Below are 25,830 nucleotides of genomic sequence, written 5' to 3' on the forward strand. Positions count from 1 at the left end.
TAACCTCCCGCATCTATAAAAAGGAGGTAACAAAAGATGTCAGATGCAAAAAAATTACAGCAGGCAGTGGACCAGGCATATACCCAATATCATTCACTGAGCGGCGGACAAAATGCCGATTACATTCCCTTTCTGGCGAATGTCCCCAGCCAACTGGCGGCAGTGGCTATTGTGACTTGCGATGGTAGCGTCTATCGCGCGGGTGACAGTGATTACCGCTTTGCGCTGGAATCCATCTCGAAAGTCTGTACGTTAGCCCTCGCGCTGGAAGATGTCGGCTCGCAGGCGGTTCAGGACAAAATTGGCGCTGACCCGACCGGATTGCCTTTTAATTCAGTCATCGCCTTAGAACTTCATGGCGGCAAACCGTTGTCGCCACTGGTGAATGCAGGTGCTATCGCCACTACCAGTCTGATCAAAGCCGACAATGCCGAGCAACGCTGGCAGCGGATTTTACACATCCAACAACAACTGGCTGGGGAGCAGGTGGCGCTCTCTGATGAAGTGAATCAGTCAGAGCAGACCACCAACTTCCACAATCGCGCAATTGCCTGGCTACTGTATTCCTCCGGATACCTCTATTGCGATGCGATGGAAGCCTGCGACGTGTACACCCGTCAGTGCTCCACGCTTATCAATACCGTTGAACTGGCGACGCTTGGCGCGACGCTGGCGGCGGGCGGTGTTAATCCGCTAAGCCAAAAACGTATTCTTCAGGCCGATAATGTACCGTACATCCTGGCCGAAATGATGATGGAAGGACTGTATGGTCGCTCCGGTGACTGGGCGTATCGCGTGGGGTTGCCCGGAAAAAGCGGCGTTGGCGGCGGTATTCTGGCGGTCGTACCTGGCGTGATGGGTATTGCCGCGTTCTCGCCACCGCTGGATGAAGAAGGCAACAGTGTTCGCGGACAAAAAATGGTGGCATCGGTCGCTAAACAACTCGGCTATAACGTGTTTAAGGGCTGATCATGATGAACACGGAAGGTGATAACGATAACAAACCCCTCGGGCTATGGAATGTCGTTTCCATCGGCATTGGGGCGATGGTGGGGGCGGGGATCTTTGCCCTGCTGGGGCAGGCCGCGTTGTTAATGGAAGCCTCGACCTGGGTCGCCTTTGCCTTTGGCGGTATTGTGGCGATGTTTTCCGGTTATGCCTACGCGCGGCTTGGGGCGAGTTACCCCAGTAACGGCGGGATTATTGACTTCTTTCGTCGGGGATTAGGTAATGGCGTCTTTTCGCTGGCTCTATCGTTACTGTACCTGATGACGCTGGCGGTGAGTATCGCGATGGTGGCTCGTGCCTTTGGCGCTTATGCCGTGCAGTTTTTGCATGAAGGCAGCCAGGATGAGCATCTTATTTTGCTGTACGCACTGGCGATCATTGCGCTGATGACACTATTTAACTCCTTAAGCAATCATGCGGTAGGGCGGCTGGAAGTGATCCTCGTCGGCATCAAAATGATGATCCTGTTGTTGTTGATCGTCGCAGGCGTCTGGTCGCTACAACCAGCGCACATTTCTGTCTCTGCACCACCCAGCTCCGGCGCGTTCTTCTCCTGTATTGGGATAACCTTCCTTGCTTATGCGGGCTTTGGCATGATGGCAAACGCAGCGGATAAAGTGAAAGATCCGGCGGTCATTATGCCACGGGCGTTTCTGGTGGCGATTGGCGTTACCACGCTACTCTACATTGCGCTGGCGCTGGTGCTACTTAGCGATGTTTCGGCATTAGAGTTAGAAAAATATGCCGATACCGCCGTAGCGCAAGCCGCTTCTCCGTTGCTCGGACATGTGGGTTATGTGATTGTGGTCATCGGCGCTTTACTGGCGACGGCCTCAGCCATCAACGCCAACCTGTTTGCCGTGTTTAACATCATGGACAATATGGGCAGCGAGCGCGAACTGCCGAAATTAATGAATAAATCCCTGTGGCGGCAGAGTACCTGGGGAAACATCATCGTAGTGGTGTTGATTATGCTGATGACGGCGGCGCTGAATTTAGGCTCGCTCGCCAGCGTCGCCAGTGCCACTTTTTTGATCTGCTACCTGGCGGTGTTTATGGTCGCTATCCGCCTGCGTCATGATATTCACGCCTCGTTACCGATCCTTGTTGTTGGCACGCTGGTTATGTTGTTGGTGATCATCGGGTTTATTTACAGTCTGTGGTCACAGGGCAGCAGTGCGCTGATGTGGATTATTGGCGCACTATTACTAAGCCTTATTGTGGCAATGGTAATGAAACGGAATAAAACGGTATAAACTTTTCTGTGCGCGGTGCTTTCTGTACTGCGCTTTTATTTTTATCCTTAAATTAATCTCCTTTCTTATGCCTTTAATAAATAATTCACAAAAAAAAGATATATAGACGATAAAACTGTGATTTCTATCACTTCCTGGTATGGATTATTCTTAACAAGGATGATGGTAATCTAAAAGTCGTAGTGTATTCATTAATAAATGACGTATAAGCTTTTCAACTGCATTTCTTTTAAAGGGGGAAGTAAAAACGAAAGAGATGCGCAAGTTATTACCCTTCTTAAATAAAATGATGCTGGTTATAAAGATCAGTTAAAATAATGACCTGGAAGGAAGTGACTTACCTATGGCGCGATTACAATTAAAAAACCGTAAAAATAAAGGTCTGATATTTTTAATAAGTTTTATTGTGATGGGAGGAGACGCGCTTGCTGCACCGTTACCACAATGGGCTAATGCCCCTGCGGTTACGCCGGTTGCCAGTTTATCCTTACAGGAAAGTATATTACGCGCATTTGCCCGCAATCCTGACGTCACCCAACAGGCGGCGCAGATAGGTATTGGCGAAGCGCAAATCGATGAAGCCAAAAGTGCCTGGTATCCGCACGTGGGTTTAACCGGCAACGCAGGCCCGTCGCGACAAACTGACTCCAGCGGCAGGCTGGATAACAACGTTTCTTATGGCATAACCCTGACGCAACTGGTGTATGACTTTGGTAAAACTAACAACAATATCAAACTGCAAACTGCCGCTCGTGATAGCTACCGCTTTAAATTAATGGCCACCCTGACCGATGTCGCAGAGAAAACGGCGACCGCCTATATGGAAGTTAGCCGTTATCAGGCTTTGTGTGACGCGGCGCAACGCAATATTCACTCGCTGGAAAATGTCTATAACATGGCGGCACTGCGCGCCAATGCCGGGCTGAACTCATCTTCTGATGAATTACAGGCCCAGACGCGTATTGCCGGAATGCGCTCGACGCTGGAGCAATATCAGGCACAGATGGCCAGCGCCAAAGCACAACTGGTGGTGCTGACCGGCGTACAGCCGGAGGCGATAGCCGCGCCGCCAGGCGAATTAGCCGAACAGCCAGTATCGCTAAAAAATATCGATTATCAGTCCATCCCACTGGTGCTGGCGGCAGAAAACTTACGCCAGTCGGCTCAGTACGGGGTAGAAAAAACCAAAGCGCAATACTGGCCCACGCTCAGTATTCAGGGGGGCAAAACGCGCTACCAGACCAGTGACCGTTCGTACTGGGACGACCAGTTACAGTTGAACGTCAATGCGCCGCTGTATCAGGGTGGCGCGGTTTCTGCTCAGGTGCAACAAGCCGAAGGGCAACAAAAAATCTCTGCCTCGCAGGTCGAACAGGCAAAACTGGATGTGCTGCAACGGGCGTCGGTGGCGTATGCCAACTGGACCGGTGCACGGGGTCGTGAAGAAGCAGGTTTAGCGCAATCCGAAAGCGCGCACAAAACGCGAGATGTGTACCAAAATGAATATAAATTAGGCAAACGCAGTCTGAATGATCTATTAACCGTCGAGCAAGATGTCTTTCAGGCGCAATCGGCTGAAATAAATGCCAATTATGATGGTTGGGTCGCAGCAGTTAATTATGCCGCTGCGGTTAATAACCTGATTCCATTAGCGGGAATTAAACAAGGCTTATACAACGACTTACCCGACTTGAAATAATCCTGCCATTATTAATAGTAGGGCTACATCGTTATTAAGTGATTTTACTCGTCATGCTTCAGGTTAGCATGAATTGCGGCTGCGTATCCTCTCGCTTGCCACCTTTCTGCAACTTGAATTATTTAGAGTAACCCTTTGTCTTATTAAGATAAATGGACTCGCTAAGGATGTGCGCCATTTATCAGGAATGCCATTATGAGCCTGATTATTGATGTTATTTCGCGTAAAACATCCGTCAAACAAACGCTGATTAATCCGGGCGACGTCACGGTTGTTATTTATGAGCCATCTGTGGTGCAGGTTCATGCTCAGGCATCTGCCGTCGCACGTTATGTTCGCGAAGGAAATGACCTACTGATTTATATGCAGGATGGTACGGTTGTCCGTTGCAATGGCTATTTTTTGCAAGCGGCTAATTCAACTGAACAATCGGAGCTGGTCTTTGCCGATGGACAACAGCTTACACATGTCACTTTTGCTGATACTGCTGCGGGTGGTTTAGCCCCTGTGGAGCTGGTAGCCCATACTGCAGCCATTGAAAGTATTGCACCATTTCTTGATACCGTTGCTCAGGCGAGCACCTTCCCGTGGGGATGGTTAGCGGGTGCAGCGGTAGGTGGCGGCGCGCTTGGCGCTTTGCTGGCAAGTGGTGGTGGTGATGATTCGAAAACTGAAGTGGTTAATAACCCACCGCCAGCCGAACCAGGCAATGCTACCCCGTCATTTTTAGTGACCGATAATCAGGGCGACCAGCGCGGCATTCTCGCTACCAATGACACCACCGATGACACCACGCCAACCTTTAGCGGCAGCGGACAGGCGGGGGCGACCATCCAGATCAAAGACAGCAACGGCAACACCATCGCCAGTACACAGGTAGACAGCAACGGGCACTGGAGCGTTTCTTTACCTACACAAAGTGCCGGTGAACATACCTGGTCAGTCGTGCAAATTGTCGGCAACACCATCACCGATGCCGGTTCGATAACGTTAACTATCGACAACAGTCAGGCCGCCGTACAGGTTGCCACCACCGCAGGCGATAACATTATTAACGCCAGCGAGCAGGCTGGCGGATTTACACTTTCTGGCAGCAGTAGCCATCTGGCACAGGGAACAGAACTCACCGTCACGCTTAACGGCAAAACTTACACGACTACCGTCGGGGCTAACGGCGCGTGGAGCGTGCAGGTGCCGACTGCCGATGCGCAGGCGTTAGCTGAAGGGAACCAGGCAGTACTGGTTAGTGGTAAAGATGCCACGGGCAATACGGTCACTGGTGCGCAACTATTAACAGTCGATACCCAGCCGCCGACGCTTGCCATCAATGCTATCGCTCAGGACAACATTGTCAGCGCCGCAGAACATAACGCCGCGCTGGTGTTAAGTGGTACATCGAATGCTGAAGCGGGGCAAACCGTTACCCTGACAGTAAACGGTAAAAGCCATACAGCAATCGTCGGTAGCGACGGCACATGGCAGGTGACGCTGCCTGCCGCAGAAGTGCAGGCACTGACGGAGGGTAACTACGCCGTAAATGCCAGCGTCAGCGACCGGGCAGGAAACGCCACCAGCAACAGCGCAAATTTCACGGTAGACACCAGTGCGCCTGTGGTCAGCGTTAACACCGTTGCGGGTGACGATGTTCTTAACACCGCTGAACAGATTGTGGCACAGATTATTTCCGGGCGGGTCAGTGGGGCTTCACCTGGCGACACGGTCACCGTCAAATTAGGTGCCACGGTTCTGACCGGTGTGGTGCTGGCAGACGGCACCTGGAATGTCGCTCTGGATCCAGCGGTAACCCGCACGCTGGCGCGTGGGCCTAACGACCTTATTGTCACGGTTACCGATGCTGCCGGAAATACCGGTACAGCGACTCATAACATCACCCTGGCGGGCGTCGCGCCGCAGGTGGCGATAGATCCCATCAGCGGTGATAACGTACTGAATGCGCTGGAGTCTCAGCAGCCGCTAACGTTAAGCGGGACCAGCAATTTGCCCGATGGCGGCACGGTTAACGTGACGCTGAATAATGTCACTTATAGTGCGCAGGTTAACGGCGGCGTGTGGTCATTGAGCGTGCCAGTAAGCGATGTCCTGAACCTGGCAAACACCAACTATATTGTTACCGCCAGCGCCACGGATGTGACCGGCAATACGGGAACCGCGCAAAGCAACTTACTGGTCGATACGGTGCTGCCGCAGGTGATTATCAACACCTTTGCGGGCGACAACGTGGTGAACAATGCCGAAGCGGCGGCAGATCAAACCCTGAGCGGGCGCGTAGTGGGCGCAGTGCAGGGCGATACTGTAACCATTGAGCTGGGTGGCAATACGTACACGGCGACGGTGGGGAGCAACCTCACCTGGAGTGTGAACGTTCCGGCGGCTGATTTACAGGCGCTGGGCGATGGCGCATTAACAATCAACGCCTCTGTGACGAACGGACACGGCAACACCGGTAATGGTGAACGTGATATCACCATCAGCGCCACGCTGCCGGGTCTGCGTATCAATACTATTTCCGGCGATGACGTTATTAACGCCCTCGAACAGCAGCAAGATCTGGTTATTTCTGGTAGCAGTAGTCATCTCCCTGCGGGCACCACCGTGACGGTAACGCTCGGCAACGAAACGTATCAAGGCGTGACCGATAGCAACGGCAACTGGCAGGTGGGCGTTCCGGCTGCGGACTTGCAGGCGCTCAGTGCAGGCACGGTCGTCGTGACGGCCAGTGCAACAGACCCGGCAGGTAACCCGGTCTCTATCGACCACAACGTGTTTGTTGATGCGGGTGAAGTGGCGATCGCTATCAACATCGTTTCCGGCGATGACATTATCAACGCCGCAGAAAAAGGCTCGCCGCTGACGCTGACTGGCACTACCCAGGGCGTCGAGGCCGGGCAAACTGTGGTGGTGAAATTCGCCGGGCAAACCCTGACGACCACAGTACAGAACGACGGTTCCTGGAGCCTGACCGTACCCGCCAGTACAGTCAGTAGCCTGTCAGATGGCGCAACGGAAATCACCGCAACTGTCACTAATACCAGCGGTAACACCGGCGACACCTCCCGCACGATTACCGTCGATAGCCAGGCTCCGGCCTTAAGCATCGATTCGCTGACCGCCGATAACATCATTAATGCCACTGAAAGCGGACAAGATTTGTCTATCACCGGCACCACCGACGCCCAGCCAGGGCAGACGGTAACGGTCACGCTGAATGGGCAGACCTATCAGGGCACCGTGCAGTCAGACGGCACCTGGAGTGTGACCGTTCCCGCCGCCAACGTTGACGCGCTGGCTGACGGCAACGCCATGGTCACCGCCAGCGTGAACGATATCGCCGGTAACCCGACCAGCGTTTCACGCGTGGCACTGGTGGATGCCACGCCGCCGGTGGTGACCATTAATCCGGTGGCGACCGATAACGTCATCAACACGCCGGAACACACCCAGGCGCAAATCATCAGCGGCACGGTCACTGGCGCACAGGCGGGCGATATCGTCACCGTGACGCTGAATAATGAGAATTACACCACGGTGGTGGATGCTTCCGGCAACTGGAGTCTGGGCGTTCCGGCCTCGGTGGTCAGTGGGCTGGCGGACGGCAGTTATCCTGTCAGCGTCTCGGTAACCGACAAAGCCGGAAACACGGGCAGCCAGTCACTGACCGTCACGGTCGATACCGCCGCGCCGGTGATTGGTATTAACACCATTGCTGGCGACGATGTGATTAACGCCAGCGAAAAAGGAGCCGATGTTCAAATTACCGGCACCAGCGATCAGCCTGTTAATACCGCCATCACCGTGACATTGAACGGGCAAAATTATACGGCGACGACCGACGCCTCCGGCAACTGGAGCGTGACGGTTCCGGCATCGGCGGTAACCGCATTAGGCCAGGCCAACTATACGGTGACAGCAGCGGTGACCAGCGGTATCGGCAATAGCGCCACCGCCAGCCATAACCTCCTGGTCGACAGCGCGCTGCCCGGCGTGACCATTAATCCGGTAGCAACCGACGATATCATTAACGCCGCCGAAGCGGGCGTAGCGCAAACCATCAGCGGGCAGGTGACTGGAGCTGCCGTTGGCGACACGGTAACCGTTACGCTGGGTGGCAATACCTACACCACCACCGTACAGCCTGGATTAAGCTGGAGCGTGAGCGTTCCGGCGGCGGATATCCAGGCGCTGGGCAATGGTGATTTGACGGTGAGCGCCTCAGTCACCAATGAAAACGGCAACACCGGCAGCGGTACGCGGGATATCACCGTTGACGCCAATCTGCCTGGTCTACGGGTCGATACGGTGGCGGGTGATGATGTGGTCAATATCATCGAACACGGGCAGGCGCTGGTCATCACCGGCAGCAGCTCGGGGCTGGCAGAAGGCACGCCGCTTACCGTCACGATTAATAATGTGGAATACACCACTGCGGTGCAGGCCGATGGTAGCTGGAGCGTCGGCGTCACGGCGGCGCAGGTTAGCGCCTGGCCTGCGGGGACGGTGACGGTTGCCGTGTCCGGGGAAAGTAGTGCCGGAAATCCGGTGAGCATCACTCATCCAGTGACGGTCGATCTCACTCCGGCGGCTATTTCTATCAACACCATCGCCACGGACGACGTGATTAATGCCGCAGAAAAAGGCGCTGATTTAACCCTTTCCGGCACCACCACTAACGTAGAAGCCGGACAAACGGTCACCGTGACCTTTGGCGGGAAAAATTACACTGCCAGCGTGGCGAGCGATGGTAGCTGGACTGCCACCGTACCCGCCGCTGATTTAGCGTCATTAACTGATGGTGCCGCCACCGCGCAGGCCAGCGTCAGCAACGTCAACGGCAATAGCGCCTCGGCGGTGCATAACTACAGCGTCGACAGCAGTGCGCCAACCATCATTATTAATACCGTTGCCAGCGACAATATCGTCAATGGCAGCGAAGCCGATGCGGGCGTGACGGTGAGCGGTAGCACCACCGCCGAAGCGGGGCAGATTGTTACGGTAACGCTCAATAGCCCAACCGTGCAGACATATCAGGCAACGGTACAGGCCGATGGCACCTGGAGCATCAATATTCCGGCGGCAGATCTCGCAGCGTTGACGGATGGCAGCCATACCCTGACGGCGACGGTCAATGACAAAGCGGGCAACCCGGCGAGCACCACGCATAATCTGGCGGTGGATCTCACCGTTCCGGTACTCACCATCTACACCATTGCCGGCGATGACATTATTAACGCCGCCGAACACGGGCAGGCGCTGGTGATTTCTGGTTCCAGCACCGGTGGAGAAGCGGGGGATGTCGTCACCGTTACGCTAAACAGTAAAACCTACACCACGACGCTTGATGCCTCCGGCAACTGGAGCGTCGGCGTTCCGGCGGCGGACGTCACCGCGCTAGGCAGCGGTTCACAGACCGTAACGGCGAGCGTTACCGATGCGGCAGGCAACAGCGACAGCGAGACGCACACGGTTACCGTTAACCTTACCGCGCCGACTATTGGCATTAACACCATCGCCACCGATGACGTCATTAACGCCAGCGAAAAAGGCGCGGATCTGCAAATATCTGGCACCAGTAATCAGCCCGCAGGCACCACAATTACGCTGACGCTTAACGGGCAAAATTACACCGCGACGACAGACGCCGCAGGCAACTGGAGTACCACAGTGCCAGCCTCTGCTGTCGGCGCGCTGGGCGAAGCCAGCTACACGGTGACGGCGAACGTCACCGACAGCGCGGGTAACAGCAATTCCGCCAGTCATAATGTGCAGGTCAATACCGCGCTGCCTGGCGTCACCCTTAATCCGGTGGCGACCGACGATATTATTAACGCGGCGGAATCGGGTTCCGCCCAGACTATCAGCGGCCAGGTGACGGGCGCAGCGGCGGGCGATACCGTCACCGTAACGCTTGGCGGGAAAACCTATACCGCCACCGTGCAGGGCAATTTAAGCTGGAGCGTGGACGTTCCGGCAGCGGATATTCAGGCCATCGGTAATGGCGACCTGACGGTTAACGCCTCGGTGACCAACAGCGTGGGCAATACCGGCAGCGGTTCGCGAGATATTACTATCGACGCCAATTTGCCTGGTCTGCGCGTCGATACCGTGGCGGGCGATGATGTGGTCAATAGCATCGAGCACACTCAGGCGCTGGTGATAACCGGTAGCAGCAGCGGGCTGGCTGCGGGCGCGGCGCTGACGGTGGTGATTAACACGGTCACTTACGCTGCGACAGTATTAGCCGATGGCACGTGGAGCGTCGGTGTTCCGGCGGCAGATGTGGGCAACTGGCCTGCGGGGACGGTGAATATTACGGTTTCAGGCGCCAGTAGTGCCGGAAACCCGGTCACCATCACCCATCCGGTCACCGTCGATCTGGCGGCGGTGGCGATTTCCATTAACACCGTTTCCGGCGACGATGTGATTAACGCTGCTGAAAAAGGGGCAGATTTAACCCTTTCTGGCAGCACCTCCGGCGTGGAAGCGGGGCAAACCGTCACCGTCACCTTTGGCGGCAAAACTTATACCGCCACTGTAGCGGGCGATGGTAGCTGGACAACCAGCGTACCCGCCGCCGATCTCAACGCGTTACGCGACGGTGACGCTACGGTGCAGGCCAGCGTCAGCAACGTTAACGGCAACACGGCTTCGGCAACCCACGCCTACAGCGTCGATGCCACGGCACCGACGCTTGCCATTAACACCATCGCCACTGACGATATTCTGAACGCCGCCGAGGCGGGCAATCCGCTAATCATCAGCGGCAGCAGTAGCGCCGAAGCGGGTCAGACGGTAACCGTCACGCTTAATGGCGTCGGCTATACCGGCACTGTCCAGGCGGACGGAAGCTGGAGCGTCAGCGTACCGACAACAGATCTCAGCAATCTGACCGCCAGCCCGTACACCGTCAGCGCCTCGGTAAACGACAAGGCGGGTAACCCGGCGACCGCAATTCACGGTCTGGCGGTGGATCTCACTGTTCCGGTATTAACGATCAACACCGTCTCCGGCGATGACATTATTAACGCCTCCGAACACGGACAGGCGCTGGTGATCTCCGGTTCCAGCACCGGCGGGGAAGCGGGCGATGTCATCACCGTCACGTTAAACAGTAAAACCTACACCACGACGCTGGACGCTTCCGGCAACTGGAGCGTCGGCGTTCCGGCGGCAGATGTCACTGCGCTGGGCAGCGGTGCGCAAACCATCACCGCGACCATTACCGACGCGGCAGGCAACATCGATGACGCCAGCCGCACGGTTACCGTGAATCTGACCTCGCCAACCATTGGCATCAACACCATTGCTACGGATGACGTGATTAACGCCACGGAAAAAGGCGCGGATCTGCAAATCACCGGCACCAGTAATCAGCCAGCGGGCACTACGGTTACAGTGACGCTGAACGGGCAAAATTACACCGCCACCACAGATGCTTCCGGCAACTGGAGCACCACGGTGCCAGCTTCGGCGGTTAGCGCGCTGGGTGAAGCTAACTACACAGTAACCGCGAACGTCACAGACAGCGCGGGCAACAGCAACTCCGCCAGCCATAGCGTGCTGGTCAACAGCGCCTTGCCTGCTGTCACCATTAACGCGGTGGCGACCGACGATATTATTAACGCTGCTGAATCCGGTAACGCGCAAACCATCAGCGGTCAGGTGACGGGCGCAGCGGCGGGCAATACGGTCACCGTGACGCTGGGCGGCAACACCTACACCGCCACGGTGCAGGCTAATTTAAGCTGGAGTGTCAGCGTTCCGGCGGCAGATATTCAGGCCATCGGTAACGGCTCTCTCACCGTAAACGCCTCGGTGACTAACGGCGTTGGCAACACCGGCAGCGGTACGCGCGATATCACAATCGACGCCAATCTGCCTGGCTTACGGGTCGATACCGTGGCGGGCGACGATGTCATTAACAGCATTGAGCACAGTCAGGCGCTGGTGATCACCGGTAGCAGCACCGGGCTGACGGCGGGAACGGCGTTAACGGTCGTGATTAATAGCGTCACTTATGGCGCGACGGTGTTAGCCGACGGCACATGGAACCTCGGTGTTCCGGCGGCGGATGTCAGCAACTGGCCTGCGGGTACGGTGGATATTACGGTAAGCGGCACCAACAGCGCCGGAACAACCTCCACCATTACCCATCCGGTCACCGTCGATCTGGCGGCGGTTGCCATCACCATTAACACCCTTTCCGGCGATGATGTGATCAACGCCGTCGAGAAAGGCGAAACGCTGGTGGTGAGCGGCAGCACCAGCGGCGTGGAAGCCGGGCAAACGGTGACCGTCACCTTTGGCGGCAAAAATTACACCACTACCGTGGAAGCCAACGGTAGCTGGACGGTGAACGTGTTACCTGCCGATCTCGCTGCGTTGCCGGACGGCGCGGGCAACGTGCAGGTGAGCGTCAGCAACATTAACGGCAACAGCGCCCAGGCGGATCGCGCGTACAGCGTCGATGCCACCGCGCCGCTTGTGACCATCAACACCATCGCTGGCGACGATATTCTCAACGTAAGCGAAGCTGGCGCGGGGATAACCATCAGCGGCACCACCACGGCGCAGGCCGGACAGACGCTGACCGTTACGCTGAATAACAACACTTACCAGACCACCGTTCAGGCGGATGGCACCTGGAGCGTGAACGTTCCGGCAACGGACTTAAGCGGATTAACCGCCAGCAGCTATACCGTGACTGCGACGGTGAGCGACAAAGCGGGTAACCCGGCAAGTGCCGACCATGCGCTGGCAGTGGACGTTACCGCACCTGATCTCACCATTAACACCGTTGCGGGCGATGACATCATCAACGCTATCGAACACGGGCAGGCGCTGGTCGTCAGCGGAACCAGCACGGGCGCGGCGGCGGGCGATGTGGTCACGGTTAACCTGAACGGTAAAAACTACACCACCACGCTGGACGCCTCCGGTAACTGGAGCGTCGGCATTCCGGCGGCAGATGTCACGGCGCTGGCCACCGGCAGCCAGACTATCACCGCCAGCCTGAGCGATCGCGCGGGCAACAGCGACAGCACGACTCACGATGTGACCGTTGATTTCAGTGGCCCGACGCTGACCATCAACACCGTCTCCGGCGATGACATCATTAACAATACCGAGAAAACCCAGAATCTGACCATCAGCGGCGGCTCCAGCGGTCTGGCGACCGGCACCACGGTCACTGTGATGTTGAACGGCCTGGCGTACAGCGCCACCACCGATGGTTCCGGTAACTGGAGCGTTACCGTGCCAGCTTCGGCGGTCGGTGCGCTGGGCGAGGCGGTTTATTCGATTAGCGCCACCGCTACCGACAGCGCGGGCAACAGCGGCAGCACAACGCATACGGTGAATGTCGAATCGCTGCTGCCTGGGGTGATCATTAATACCGTAGCAGGCGATGACATTATCAACGCCGCTGAAATCGCCGTTAACCAGACCATCAGCGGGCAGGTAACGGGAACGGCAGAAGCGGGGAATACGGTGACGGTCACGCTTGGTGGCAACCAATACACTGCCACCGTGCAGCCAGATTTAAGCTGGAGCGTCAGCGTACCGGCGGCAGATTTGCAGGCGCTGGGCAACGGTGAACTGACCATCAGCGCCTCGGTGACCAACACCACAGGCAATACCGGCACCGCAACGCACGACATTGTGATAGACGCTAACCTGCCTGGTCTGCGCGTCGATACCGTGGCAGGCGATGATGTGGTTAATATTATCGAACACGGTCAGGCACTGGTGGTCACCGGCAGCAGCACCGGACTGGCGGCGGGAACGCCACTGACAGTGGAAATCAACGGCGTCACCTACGGCGCAACGGTATTAGCCGACGGCACCTGGAGCGTGGGCGTTCCGGTTGGGGATGTCGCTAACTGGCCTGCGGGGACGGTCGATATTACGGTTACAGGCACCAACACCGCCGGAACGACAACCAGCATTAGCCATCCGGTCACCGTCGATCTCGCCGCCGTCGCTATCACCATCAATATACTTTCCGGCGACGATGTGATTAACGCCGCCGAAAAAGGCAGTGATTTGCAGTTCTCCGGCACCACCTCCGGCGTGGAAGCGGGGCAGACCATTACCGTTATTTTCGGCGGCAAAAGCTACACCACCACCGTGGCAACGGGCGGTAGCTGGGGCTTGACAGTTCCGGCGGCGGATCTCGCAACCTTGCCAGATGGCGCAGCAAACGTACAAGCCAGCGTCAGCAACGTAGCTGGTAACAACGCCCAGGCAACGCATGTTTATAGTGTCGATGCCACCGCGCCCTCTGTCACCATCAACACCATCGCCACGGACGATATTCTTAACGCCGCTGAAGCGGGATCGGCGCTGACTATCAGCGGCACCAGTACGGCAGAAGCCGGGCAGACGGTGACCGTGACGCTAAACGGCGTCGATTACAGCGGCAATGTACAGGCAGACGGTAGCTGGAGCGTCAGCGTACCGACTGGCGATTTAGTTAACCTCACAGCTAATTCGTATACGGTCAGTGCATCGGTCAGCGACAAAGCAGGCAACCCGGCCTCGGCAACGCATAACCTGACGGTAGATCTTGCCGCTCCGGTTGTCACCATCAACACGGTGGCGGGCGATGACGTGATTAATGCCACAGAACACGCCCAGGCACAGGTTATCAGCGGCTCGGCAACGGGCGCGACCACCGGTAACACGGTTTCCGTTACCATTGGCACGACCACCTATACCACCGTGCTGGACGCCAACGGCAACTGGAGCATCGGCGTGCCTGCCAGCGTGATTTCCGCACTGGCGCAGGGCGATGTAACCATTACCGCCACGGTCACCGACTCCGCAGGCAACAGCGGCACGGCCTCGCACGTCGTTAGCGTGGCGCTCGGCGCACCCGTGCTCGGCATTAACACGATTGCCGTCGACGACATTATCAACGCCACGGAGAAAGGCGCGGATCTGGCGATTTCCGGCACCAGCAACCAGCCTGCGGGCACGCAGGTAACCGTCACGTTCAATGGGCAAAATTACACCACCACAGCCGATTCTTCCGGGAACTGGAGCGTGACCGTTCCGGCGTCTGCGGTGGGTTCGCTTGGTGAAGCGACTTATACGGTGACCGCCACCGCAACCGATGTTGATGGCAACAGCGGTTCCGCCAGCCATAACGTACAGGTCAATACCGCGCTGCCAGGCGTCACCATTAACGTTGTGGCAACGGACGATATTATTAACGCCGCCGAAGCCGGGGCAGATCAAACCATCAGCGGTCAGGTGACGGGCGCGGCGGCGGGCGACACCGTGACCGTCACGCTCGGCGGAGCGACTTACACCGCCACGGTGCAGGCGAATTTAAGCTGGAGTATTAATATTCCGGCAGCCGCTTTACAGGCATTGGGCAACGGCGAGCTGACCATTTCAGCCACGGTGACGAACAGCGTAGGCAATACCGGTAACGGCACGCGTGAAATCACCATAGATGCGAATCTCCCCGGTCTGCGGGTCGATACTGTCGCGGGCGATGATGTGGTTAATATCATCGAGCACGGGCAGGCGCTGGTGATTACCGGCAGCAGCTCCGGTCTGGCTGCGGGTGCGGTACTCACGGTTTCGATTAATAACCAGACCTATAGCGCAACGGTTTTAGCCGATGGTTCATGGAGCGTCGGTGTTCCGGCGGCGGATGTCAGCGCCTGGCCTGCGGGGACGGTCACGATTACGGCGAGCGGTAGCACCACTGCCGGAAATCCGGTCAGCGTCACGCATCCGGTCACCGTCGATCTCACGGCGATTGCCGTCAGCATCAACGCCATTACCGCCGATGATGTGATTAACGCCGCCGAAAAAGGCGCGGCGTTAACGCTCTCCGGCAGCACGTCCGGCGTGGAAGCCGGGCAAACGGTCACCGTCACCTTTGGCGGCAAAACCTACAGCGCCACGGTGGCTGCGAATGGTTCGTGGAGTACCACGGTTCCGGCGGCGGATATGGCCGCCCTGCGTGATGGCGATGCCAGCGCGCAGGCCAGCGTCAGCAACGTTAACGGCAACAGCGCCACCACGACCCACGCTTACAGCGTCGATGCCAGCGCGCCAACGGTGACCATCAACACTATTGCGGGCGACGATATTCTTAATGCCGCCGAAGCCGGTACGGCGCTGACCATCACCGGCAGCAGTACGGCGGAAGTGGGGCAAACGGTGACCGTCACGCTCAATGGCGCAAATTATACCGGCACGGTACAAACGGACGGTAGCTGGAGCGTCAGCGTGCCGCCAACAGCGTTAAGCGCCCTGACCGCCAGTAACTACACCGTCAGCGCGGCGGTGAGCGACAAAGCCGGAAACCCGGCCTCCGTTAACCACAATCTGACCGTTGATACTTCCGTTCCGCTCGTCACCATCAACACGGTAGCGGGCGATGATGTCATCAATGCCACAGAACACGCCCAGGCGCAGATTATCAGCGGCTCCGCCACTGGCGCGGCAACCGGTAGCACCGTCACGGTGACTATCGGCACAAATACCTTTACCACCGTGCTGGATGCCAGCGGTAACTGGAGTGTCGGCGTACCGGCAAGCGTCGTCTCGGCGCTGGCGAACGGTACGGTCACCATTAACGCCAGTGTCACCGATGCCGCCGGAAACAGCGGCAGCGCCACCCATCAGGTGACGGTCAATACCGGTCTGCCATCAATTACCTTTAACGCCATCAGCGGCGATAACGTTTTGAACGCCGATGAAAAAGGCCAGCCGTTGACCATCAGCGGCAGCAGCTCCGGGCTGGCGACCGGCGCACAGGTGACCGTCACGCTTAACGGTCATAACTACAGTGCCACCACCGACGCAGCAGGCAACTGGACGTTAACCGTACCAGCGAGCGATCTGGCAGCCTTAGGTCAGGCCAACTATACCGTCAGCGCCAGCGCCACCAGTGCAGTGGGCAACACGGTCAGCAGCCAGGCAAATTTACTGGTCGACAGCGGCCTGCCGGGCGTCACCATCAACACCGTGGCGGGCGACGATATTATCAACGCCGCTGAAGCGGGCGCCGATCAAACCATCAGTGGGGCGGTGACCCGCGCCGCCGCAGGCGATACGGTTACTGTCACGCTGGGTGGCAATACTTATACTGCACAAGTTCAGGTCGATTTAAGCTGGAGCGTCAGCGTTCCGGCAGCCGATCTCCAGGCACTGGGCAATGGCGATTTGACCATTAACGCTTCGGTCACCAACGCCAGTGGCAACACCGGCAGCGGCACGCGGGATATCAACATTGATGCCAATCTGCCGGGGCTGCGCGTCGATACCGTGGCGGGCGATGATATCGTCAACAGCATCGAACACGGGCAGGCGCTGGTGATCACCGGCGGCAGTAGCGGCCTGAATACCGGCGCAGCGCTGACGGTCACCATCAACGGCGTGGCCTATGCCGCCACGGTACAGGCGGACGGTAGCTGGAGCGTAGGCATTCCGGCGGCGAACGTCAGCACCTGGCCTGCGGGGCCGTTAACCGTTGAAGTCGTCGGCCAGAGCAGCGCCGGAAATCCGGTCAACGTCAGCCATCCGTTCACCGTCGATTTAACGGCGGTAGCTATCAGCATCAACACCGTTGCCAGCGATGATGTGATTAACGCCGCCGAAAAAGGCACCGACCTGACCCTTTCCGGCAGCACCAGCGGGATTGCAAGCGGGCAAACCGTTACTGTCACCTTTGGCGGCAAAACTTACACCGCAAGCGTCGCCGCTAACGGGAGCTGGAGCGTAACGGTTCCGGCGGCGGATCTGGCAACTCTGCCAGACGGCGCGGCGAACGTGCAGGCCAGCGTGAGCAGCGCGAGCGGCAATAACGCCTCGGCAACCCATGCGTACAGTGTTGATGCCAGCGCGCCGACGCTCACCATTAACACCATCGCCAGCGACGATATCCTTAACGCCACGGAGGCGGGAAGCCCGCTCACCCTCAGCGGCACCAGCACCGCCGAAACCGGGCAGACGGTCACCGTCACCCTCAACGGCGCAACCTACACCGGGAATGTACAGGCGGACGGTAGCTGGAGCGTCAGCGTCCCTACTTCAGCCTTAGGCGCGCTGACCGCAAGCAATTACACCGTCAGCGCCACGGTCAACGACAAAGCGGGCAACCCCGGTAACGCCAGCCATAATCTGGCGGTAGACACCACCGCGCCGGTTCTCACCATTAACACCGTGGCGGGCGATGACATCATCAACGATGCTGAACACGCGCAGGCGCTGGTGATTTCCGGCACCAGCACTGGCGGAGAAGCGGGCGACGTGGTGAGCGTTGTGCTCAACGGCAAAACCTACACCACCACGCTGGACGCCTCCGGTAACTGGAGCGTCGGTGTACCGGCGGCGGATGTGGCGGCGCTGGGTAGCGGTGCACAGACCATCACCGCCAGCGTCAGCGATCGGGCGGGCAACAGCGACGACGCCAGCCGCACCGTGACCGTCAGCCTCAGCGCGCCAGTGATTGGCATCAACACCATCGCGGGCGATGACGTGATCAACGCCACTGAAAAAGGATCGAATCTGGCGCTTTCCGGCACCAGCGATCAACCTGCGGGCACGGCGATCACCGTTACGCTGAATGGACAAAACTACAGCGCCACCACCGATGCCTCCGGCAACTGGAGCGTTACCGTGCCCGCCTCGGCGGTCAGTGCGCTGGGCGAAGCCACCTACAGCGTGACGGCGAGCGTCACCAACGCCCAGGGCAACAGCAGCACCGCCAGCCATAACGTGCAGGTCAATACCGCGCTGCCGGGCGTAACCATTAATCCGGTGGCAACGGACGACATTATCAACGCCGCTGAAGCAGGCAGTGCACAAACTATCAGCGGCCAGGTAACCGGTGCGGCGGCGGGCAGCACCGTCACCGTTACGCTGGGCGGCAAAACCTACAGCGTCACCGTCCAGCCAGATTTAAGCTGGAACGTGAGCGTGCCTGCCGCCGACTGGCAGGCGCTGGGTAACGGTGAGTTAACCGTTAACGCCTCGGTCACCAACGCTGTTGGCAACACCGGCAGCGGCACGCGCGATATCACCATTGACGCCAGTCTGCCAGGTCTGCGAGTCGACACCGTTGCAGGCGATGATGTGGTCAATATCATCGAACATGGTCAGGCGCAGGTGATTTCCGGCAGCAGCTCCGGCTTTGCCGCAGGCACGGCGCTGACGGTGGTGATTAATAATCAAACTTACGCTGCAACGGTGCTGGCGAACGGCAACTGGAGCGTCGGCGTTCCGGCGGCGGATGTCAGCAACTGGCCTGCGGGAACGCTGAACATTAGCGTTAGCGGCGCGAACAGTGCCGGAACGCAAACCAGTATTACCCATCCGGTGACCGTTGATCTCACTGCCGTCGCCATCAGCATTAACACCATTACCAGCGATGATGTGATTAACGCTGCCGAAAAAGGCGCGGCGTTAACGCTCTCCGGCAGCACGTCCGGTGTTGAAGCGGGGCAAATCGTTACCGTTACCTTTGGCGGCAAAACTTACAGCGCCACGGTGGCGGCAAACGGTAGCTGGAGCACCACCGTTCCGGCCGCGGATATGGCGGCTCTGCGTGATGGCGATGCCAGCGCCCTGGTGCGGGTGACTAACGTCAACGGCAACAGCGCCACGGCAACGCATGAATACAGCGTCGATAGCGCCGTGCCAATGGTGACCATCAACACCATTGCCAGCGATAACATCATCAATGCCAGCGAAGCGGCGGCGGGCGTAACGGTTTCCGGCACCAGCACCGCGGAAACGGGGCAGACGCTCACCGTCACGCTAAACGGCACTACCTACCAGACCACGGTGCAGGCGGATGGTAGCTGGAGCTTAACGCTGCCTGCCAGCGCCTTAACCACGCTTGCTAATAATGGTTACACCCTGACTGCCACGGTCAGCGATCTGGCGGGTAATCTTGGCAGCGCCAGCAAAGGCGTAACCGTCGATACCACCGCGCCGGTGATTAGCTTTAATACCGTGGCGGGCGATGATGTGATTAACAACGTTGAACACACTCAGGCGCAGATTATCAGCGGCACCGCTACGGGCGCGGTAGCGGGCGACCGCCTGGTAGTGACCATCGCCGGGCAGCAGTATGTCACCAGCACCGATGCCAGTGGCAACTGGAGCGTCGGCGTGCCTGCCAGCGTGATTTCCGGCCTTGCGGACGGCACGGTAACCATCAGCGCCACCATCACCGACAGCGCAGGCAACAGCAGCACCCAGACGCACAACGTGCAGGTGAATACGGCGGCGGTGTCACTTTCGGTCAGTACCATCAGCGGCGATAACCTCATTAACGCCGCCGAAGCAGGCAGTGCGCTGACCCTGAGTGGCACCGGAACGAACTTTGCCACTGGCACCGTAGTCACCGTGTTGCTTAACGGCAAAGGTTATAGCGCCACCATTCAAAGCAACGGGAGCTGGAGCGTGAATGTGCCTGCGGCAGACGTCGCCGCACTAGCCGATGGCACCAGCTACACGGTCAGCGCCTCCGCCCAGGACAGCGCCGGAAACAGCGCTACGGCTTCGCGCAGCGTGGCGGTAGATCTCACCGCGCCGGTGATCAGCATTAATACCGTTTCGACGGACGACCGACTCAACGCCGCTGAACAGCAGCAGCCGTTAACCCTTAACGGCTCGACCAGCGCGGAAGTGGGACAGACGGTCACCGTCACCTTTGGCGGCAAAACCTACACCGCCACGGTTGCCGCCAATGGCACCTGGGCGCTGAACGTGCCTGCGGCGGATCTGGCAGCGCTCGGGCAGGGCGCGCAGACCATCACCGCCAGCGTGAACGATCGTGCAGGCAATCCCGGTCAAACCACGCACGCCCTGACCGTCGACACCACTGCGCCGACGGTCACCATCGCCACCGTGGCGGGTGACGATATTATCAACAACGCCGAGCAGCTTGCCGGGCAGACCATCAGCGGCACCACCACCGCCGAAGTCGGCCAGACGGTGACCGTCACCTTTAACGGTCAGAGCTGGAGCGCAACAGTTGGCAGCGGCGGAAGCTGGTCGGTATTTATTCCGGCGCAACAGTTTGCCGGATTAAGCGACGGCAGCTACACCATTAGCGCGTCGGTCAGCGATCGGGCCGGAAACCCCGGCAGCGCCAGCCGTGGCGTGACGTTGAACGGCGACGTCCCCACCGTCACCATCAACACCTTCGCGGGCGATGATGTGGTGAATGCGGCGGAACACGGCTCGTCACTGGTTATCAGCGGCACCACCACCGCGCCGGTCGGGCAGACGCTGACCCTGACTTTAAACGGCAAAACCTACACTACCACCGTGCAGACCGGCGGTAGCTGGAGCTACACCCTCGGCAGCGCCGATGTCACCGCGCTGGCGGACGGCAACGCCTACGTGATTAACGCCTCGGTGAGCAACAACATTGGCAACACCGGCAGCAGCAATCACACCATTACCGTTGATCTCAGCGCCCCGGCGATGGGGATTAATGTCGATTCTCTGCAAGCCGATACCGGCCTTAGCGCCAGCGACTTTATCACCAGCGTCAGCCCGGTGGTGGTCAACGGATCGCTGACCGCCGCGCTTGCCAGTAACGAGACGGCGCAAATCAGTATCGACGGCGGCGCAACCTGGAGCACGCTCACCGTCACTGGCACAACCTGGCGCTATAACGACAGCCGCACGCTGACTGATGGCAATTATCTCTATCAGGTGCGGGTCATTGATGCGGCGGGTAACGTCGGCGCGACTGACAGCCAGAATGTGGTGATCGACACCATCGCGCCAGATCCAGCGGTGAAAACCATCGCCATTAGTGCGATCACCACCGATACCGGCCTGATCACTAACGATTTTGTCACCAGCGACACGACGCTTGCGGTGAGCGGCTCGCTGGGGGCGACGCTGGCTGCCGGTGAGTTCGCACAAATCAGCATCGACGGCGGCACCACCTGGCAGAACCTGTCGGTAAGCGGTTTGACTTGGACGTACCTTGACGGGCGCACGCTGACCGACGGCAACTACAACTACCAGGTGCGGGTTATCGACACCGCCGGAAATATCGGCGCGACCGCCAGCCAGATAGTCACCGTGGACACCAGCGCGCCGCTGGCGAGCAAAACCATCACCATTGCGGGCATTAGCGATGACACCGGTTTAAGCAGCAGCGATTTTGTTACCCGCGACACCACACTGACCGTGCGCGGGACGCTCGGCGCAACGCTTGCCGCCGATGAACGGGCGCAAATCAGCCTCGACGGCGGCGTTACCTGGGCCACTTTAACCGTTATCGGCACCAACTGGAGCTATGCCGATGGTCGCACACTGACCGACGGCACCTGGAACTACACGGTGCGGGTGGTGGATCTGGCGGGGAACGTCGGGCAGACCGCGACGCAAAACGTGGTGGTTGACACCACCAGCCCGGAAGCGGAAAAAAGCATCACCATTACCGGCATCAGCGATGACACCGGAGCCAGCAGCAGCGATTTTATTACCAGCGACACCACGCTTACCGTGCGCGGCGTACTGGGCGCGGTGCTCGGCGCTAACGAGTTCGCGCAAATCAGTACCGACAACGGCGCAACCTGGGTGAACGTGACGCTGGCGGCAGACGGCCTGAACTGGACATACGCTGATGGGCGCACGTTGACTAACGGCACGACAACCTGGCAGGTGCGGGTGGTCGATCTGGCAGGCAACGTTGGCGCAACGGGCAGCCAGTCAGCGCAGATTGACACCGTTAACCCGGCGCAGGTGCTCACTATAGCCAGCATCAGCACCGATACGGGGAGTTCGGCAACCGACTTTATCACCAGCGATACCACGCTCACGCTGACCGGCTCGCTGGGGGCGGGGCTTGCCAGCGGCGAAGTAGCGCAGATTAGCCTTGATGGCGGCGCGACCTGGACCACGCTCACCACCAACGGCACGCAGTGGACTTACACCGACAGCCGTACATTGACCGATGGCAGCTACGTTTACCAGGTGCGGGTGCTGGATCTGGCGGGAAATACCGGCCCGGTGGTGTCGAAAACGGTGGTGGTCGATACGATTAACCCCACCGCCACGCCGACTATTGTGTCGTATACCGATGATGTCGGGCAGCGACAGGGGACGTTAAGCAGTTCGCAGGCCACCGACGATACCACGCCACTGCTGAACGGCGTGCTCTCCGGCCCGCTGGCCAGCGGCGAAGTGGTTTACCTCTACCGCAATGGCCTGCTGTTAGGCGCGGTGACGATGGTCGGCGCGCTGAACTGGACCTACAGCGACAGCGGGCTGGTCAGTGGTGCCTATACCTACAGTGCGCGAGTAGTGGATCTGGCAGGGAATATCACCTCCTCCAGTGATTTTGTTCTGACGGTGGATACCTCTATTCCGACCACGCTGGCGCAAATCACCAATCAAACCACGCGTGACACCACGCCGATTATCAGCGGCGTAATCACCGCCGCGCTTGCAAGCGGGCAGTATGTCGAAGTGGTGGTCAACGGCAAAACCTACACCTCGCAGCCGGGCGGCGCGGTGGTAGTCGACCCGGCACACAATACCTGGTATGTGCAACTGCCGGATACCGATGTGCTGGCTGCGTCCGCAACCGCTTATAACGTCACCGCGCAGGTGAAAAGCTCGGCGGGCAACGGCAACACCGCTAACGTCAGCAACGGCACGGTAACGGTCAACGCGGCAATTGATTACACGCCAGCCTGGACGACCGCCAATAAAACAACGGCCTGGGGGCTGACCTACGGCCTCGACAACCACGGGATGTGGACGGTGCTGGCGAACCAGCAAATTATGCAATCAACCGACCCGTTAACCTGGTCGAAGACCGCACTGACGCTGGTGCAAAGTGGTAACAACTACGCCACCAGTTCAATTGCCGATTACGATCGTAACGGCACGGGCGATCTGTTTATTACCCGCGATGACTACGGTACGGGCTATATCAACGGCTTTACCAATAACGGCGACGGCACCTTCTCCAGCGCGATTCAGGTGAACGTCGGCACCCTGACGTGGTACGGCTCGATTGTGGCGTTTGATAAAGAGGGCGACGGCTATCTCGATTTCTGGATTGGCGACGCCGGGGGGCCAGACTCCAACACCTTCCTGTTGAATAACGCGGGCACCCTGGTAGGCAACTCTACCGTTGCCAACAACGGCGGGAGCGCCACGGTCGGCGGGGCGGTAACGGGGTATCTTTCGCTCAACGAAGGTTCCGGCGTTGATCTTAACAATGACGGCAGGGTAGACCTGGTTCAGCACACTTTCAACCTGAATAACTTCTACACACTTTCGTCGCTTATCAGCCAGGGCAACGGCACGTTTGTCTGGGGACAGAACACCATCAACACCTTCCTCAGCACGGCGGGCAGCGGCGGTAACTCGACGTCTGTCTCCATGACGTGGGCGGATTTCGATGGCGACGGCGATATGGATCTCTTCCTGCCCGCCAGCCAGGGAAGGGCAAACTTCGGTTCGCTAATGATCAACACTAACGGCGTGCTGGGTAGCCCGGTGGCAGTAGGTGCCACGGCGACGACCTACGCCAGCCAGTTTAGCCTCGCGGTAGACTGGAACCATGACGGCCTGATGGATATCGCCCGTATCGCCCAGACCGGACAATCCTACCTTTACACCAATGTTGGCGGAGCCAGTAACTGGACGCAGTCGGTACTCGGCGGCAGCCAGAGCGGCACTACCAGCGGCGTGGCGGCAATGGACTACGACTGGGACGGCGCGGTGGATGTACTGGTGACCAAACAGTCGGGCAGCGTGTTCCTGATCCGCAACACCAACACGGTGAGCTACGGCACCTCGCTGCATCTGCGCATCACCGATCCCAACGGCATTAACGTCTATTACGGCAATACCGTAAAACTGTACAACTCGGCGGGTGTGCTGGTCGCCACGCAAATCATCAACCCGCAGTCGGGGATGGGGGTTAACGACACCTCGGCGCTGGTCAATTTCTACGGGCTGAATGCCGGAGAAACCTACAACGCCGTGCTGATCAAATCCACTGGCGCGACTGCCAGCAATATTGACCAGACGGTGAATACCACCTGGGGCGGCTTACAGGCCACCGATGCTTCTCACGCTTACGATCTCAGCGCCGAAGCAGGCATCGCGAGCAATAACGGCAAGTTCGTCGGCACCGGCTATAACGATACCTTCTTTGCCACCGCAGGCACCGACACTTACGATGGCTCCGGCGGCTGGGTGTACAGCTCTGGCACCGGAACCTGGCTGGCGAACGGCGGGATGGACGTGGTTGATTTCCGGCTTTCGACGGTGGGCGTGACCGCTAACTTAAGCAGCACCGCCGCCCAGGCCACCGGTTTTAACACCTCGACATTTACCAATATTGAAGGCATTTCCGGATCGAATTTTAACGACACTCTGACCGGCAGCACGGGCGATAACCAACTGGAAGGGCGCGGCGGTAACGACACGCTCAATATCGGCAACGGCGGTCACGACACCTTGCTCTATAAACTGCTCAACGCCAGCGACGCCACCGGCGGCAACGGTTCGGACGTGGTGAATGGCTTTACGGTAGGGACATGGGAAGGTACCGCCGACACCGATCGCATTGATATTCGTGAACTGTTACAGGGCAGCGGCTACACCGGAAACGGCAAAGCCAGCTACGTCAACGGTGTGGCGACGCTGGATGCACAGGCCGGAAACATCAGTGATTTTGTCAAAGTTACCCAGAGCGGCAGCGACACCATCGTGCAGATCGACCGCGATGGCACGGGCGGCAATTTTGCAACAGCTAACGTGGTCACGCTGACGGGCGTGCATACCGACCTCGCCACTTTACTGGCGAATCATCAGTTGATGGTGGTGTAGATA

The 25,830-nt window shown here is 58.4% G+C and carries 4 protein-coding genes; all 4 read left to right on the forward strand.

Going from position 1 to position 25,830, the window contains the following annotated elements:
* The first annotated feature begins 36 nt into the window (after window positions 1-36).
* On the forward strand, window positions 37-969 hold the full coding sequence (glsA, locus tag A1WG_RS06745; RefSeq protein WP_001515907.1) for a glutaminase A: 933 nt from the start codon (window positions 37-39) through the stop codon (window positions 967-969).
* A 2-nt stretch (window positions 970-971) separates the two neighbouring features.
* Window positions 972-2,264, forward strand: coding sequence for an APC family permease (locus A1WG_RS06740; RefSeq protein ID WP_000982141.1), 1,293 nt, complete (start codon window positions 972-974; stop codon window positions 2,262-2,264).
* Between the two features lie 343 nt (window positions 2,265-2,607).
* Window positions 2,608-3,963, forward strand: a complete 1,356-nt coding sequence (locus A1WG_RS06735; protein ID WP_016242603.1) for a TolC family outer membrane protein — start codon at window positions 2,608-2,610, stop codon at window positions 3,961-3,963.
* A gap of 195 nt (window positions 3,964-4,158) precedes the next feature.
* A complete protein-coding gene (locus tag A1WG_RS06730) occupies window positions 4,159-25,827 on the forward strand; it encodes an Ig-like domain-containing protein (RefSeq protein ID WP_001515909.1) in 21,669 nt (7,222 codons plus the stop codon).
* Window positions 25,828-25,830 lie beyond the last annotated feature (3 nt).

This window comes from Escherichia sp. KTE96 (assembly GCF_000408525.1).
Classification (GTDB): Bacteria; Pseudomonadota; Gammaproteobacteria; order Enterobacterales; family Enterobacteriaceae; genus Escherichia; species Escherichia marmotae.

Bases quoted from the DNA above. Each gene is read 5' to 3' on its own strand.
- glsA (WP_001515907.1), top strand. From the start codon at position 37: ATGTCAGATGCAAAAAAATTACAGCAGGCAGTGGACCAGGCATATACC.
- A1WG_RS06730 (WP_001515909.1), top strand. From the start codon at position 4,159: ATGAGCCTGATTATTGATGTTATTTCGCGTAAAACATCCGTCAAACAA.
- A1WG_RS06735 (WP_016242603.1), top strand. From the start codon at position 2,608: ATGGCGCGATTACAATTAAAAAACCGTAAAAATAAAGGTCTGATATTT.
- A1WG_RS06740 (WP_000982141.1), top strand. From the start codon at position 972: ATGATGAACACGGAAGGTGATAACGATAACAAACCCCTCGGGCTATGG.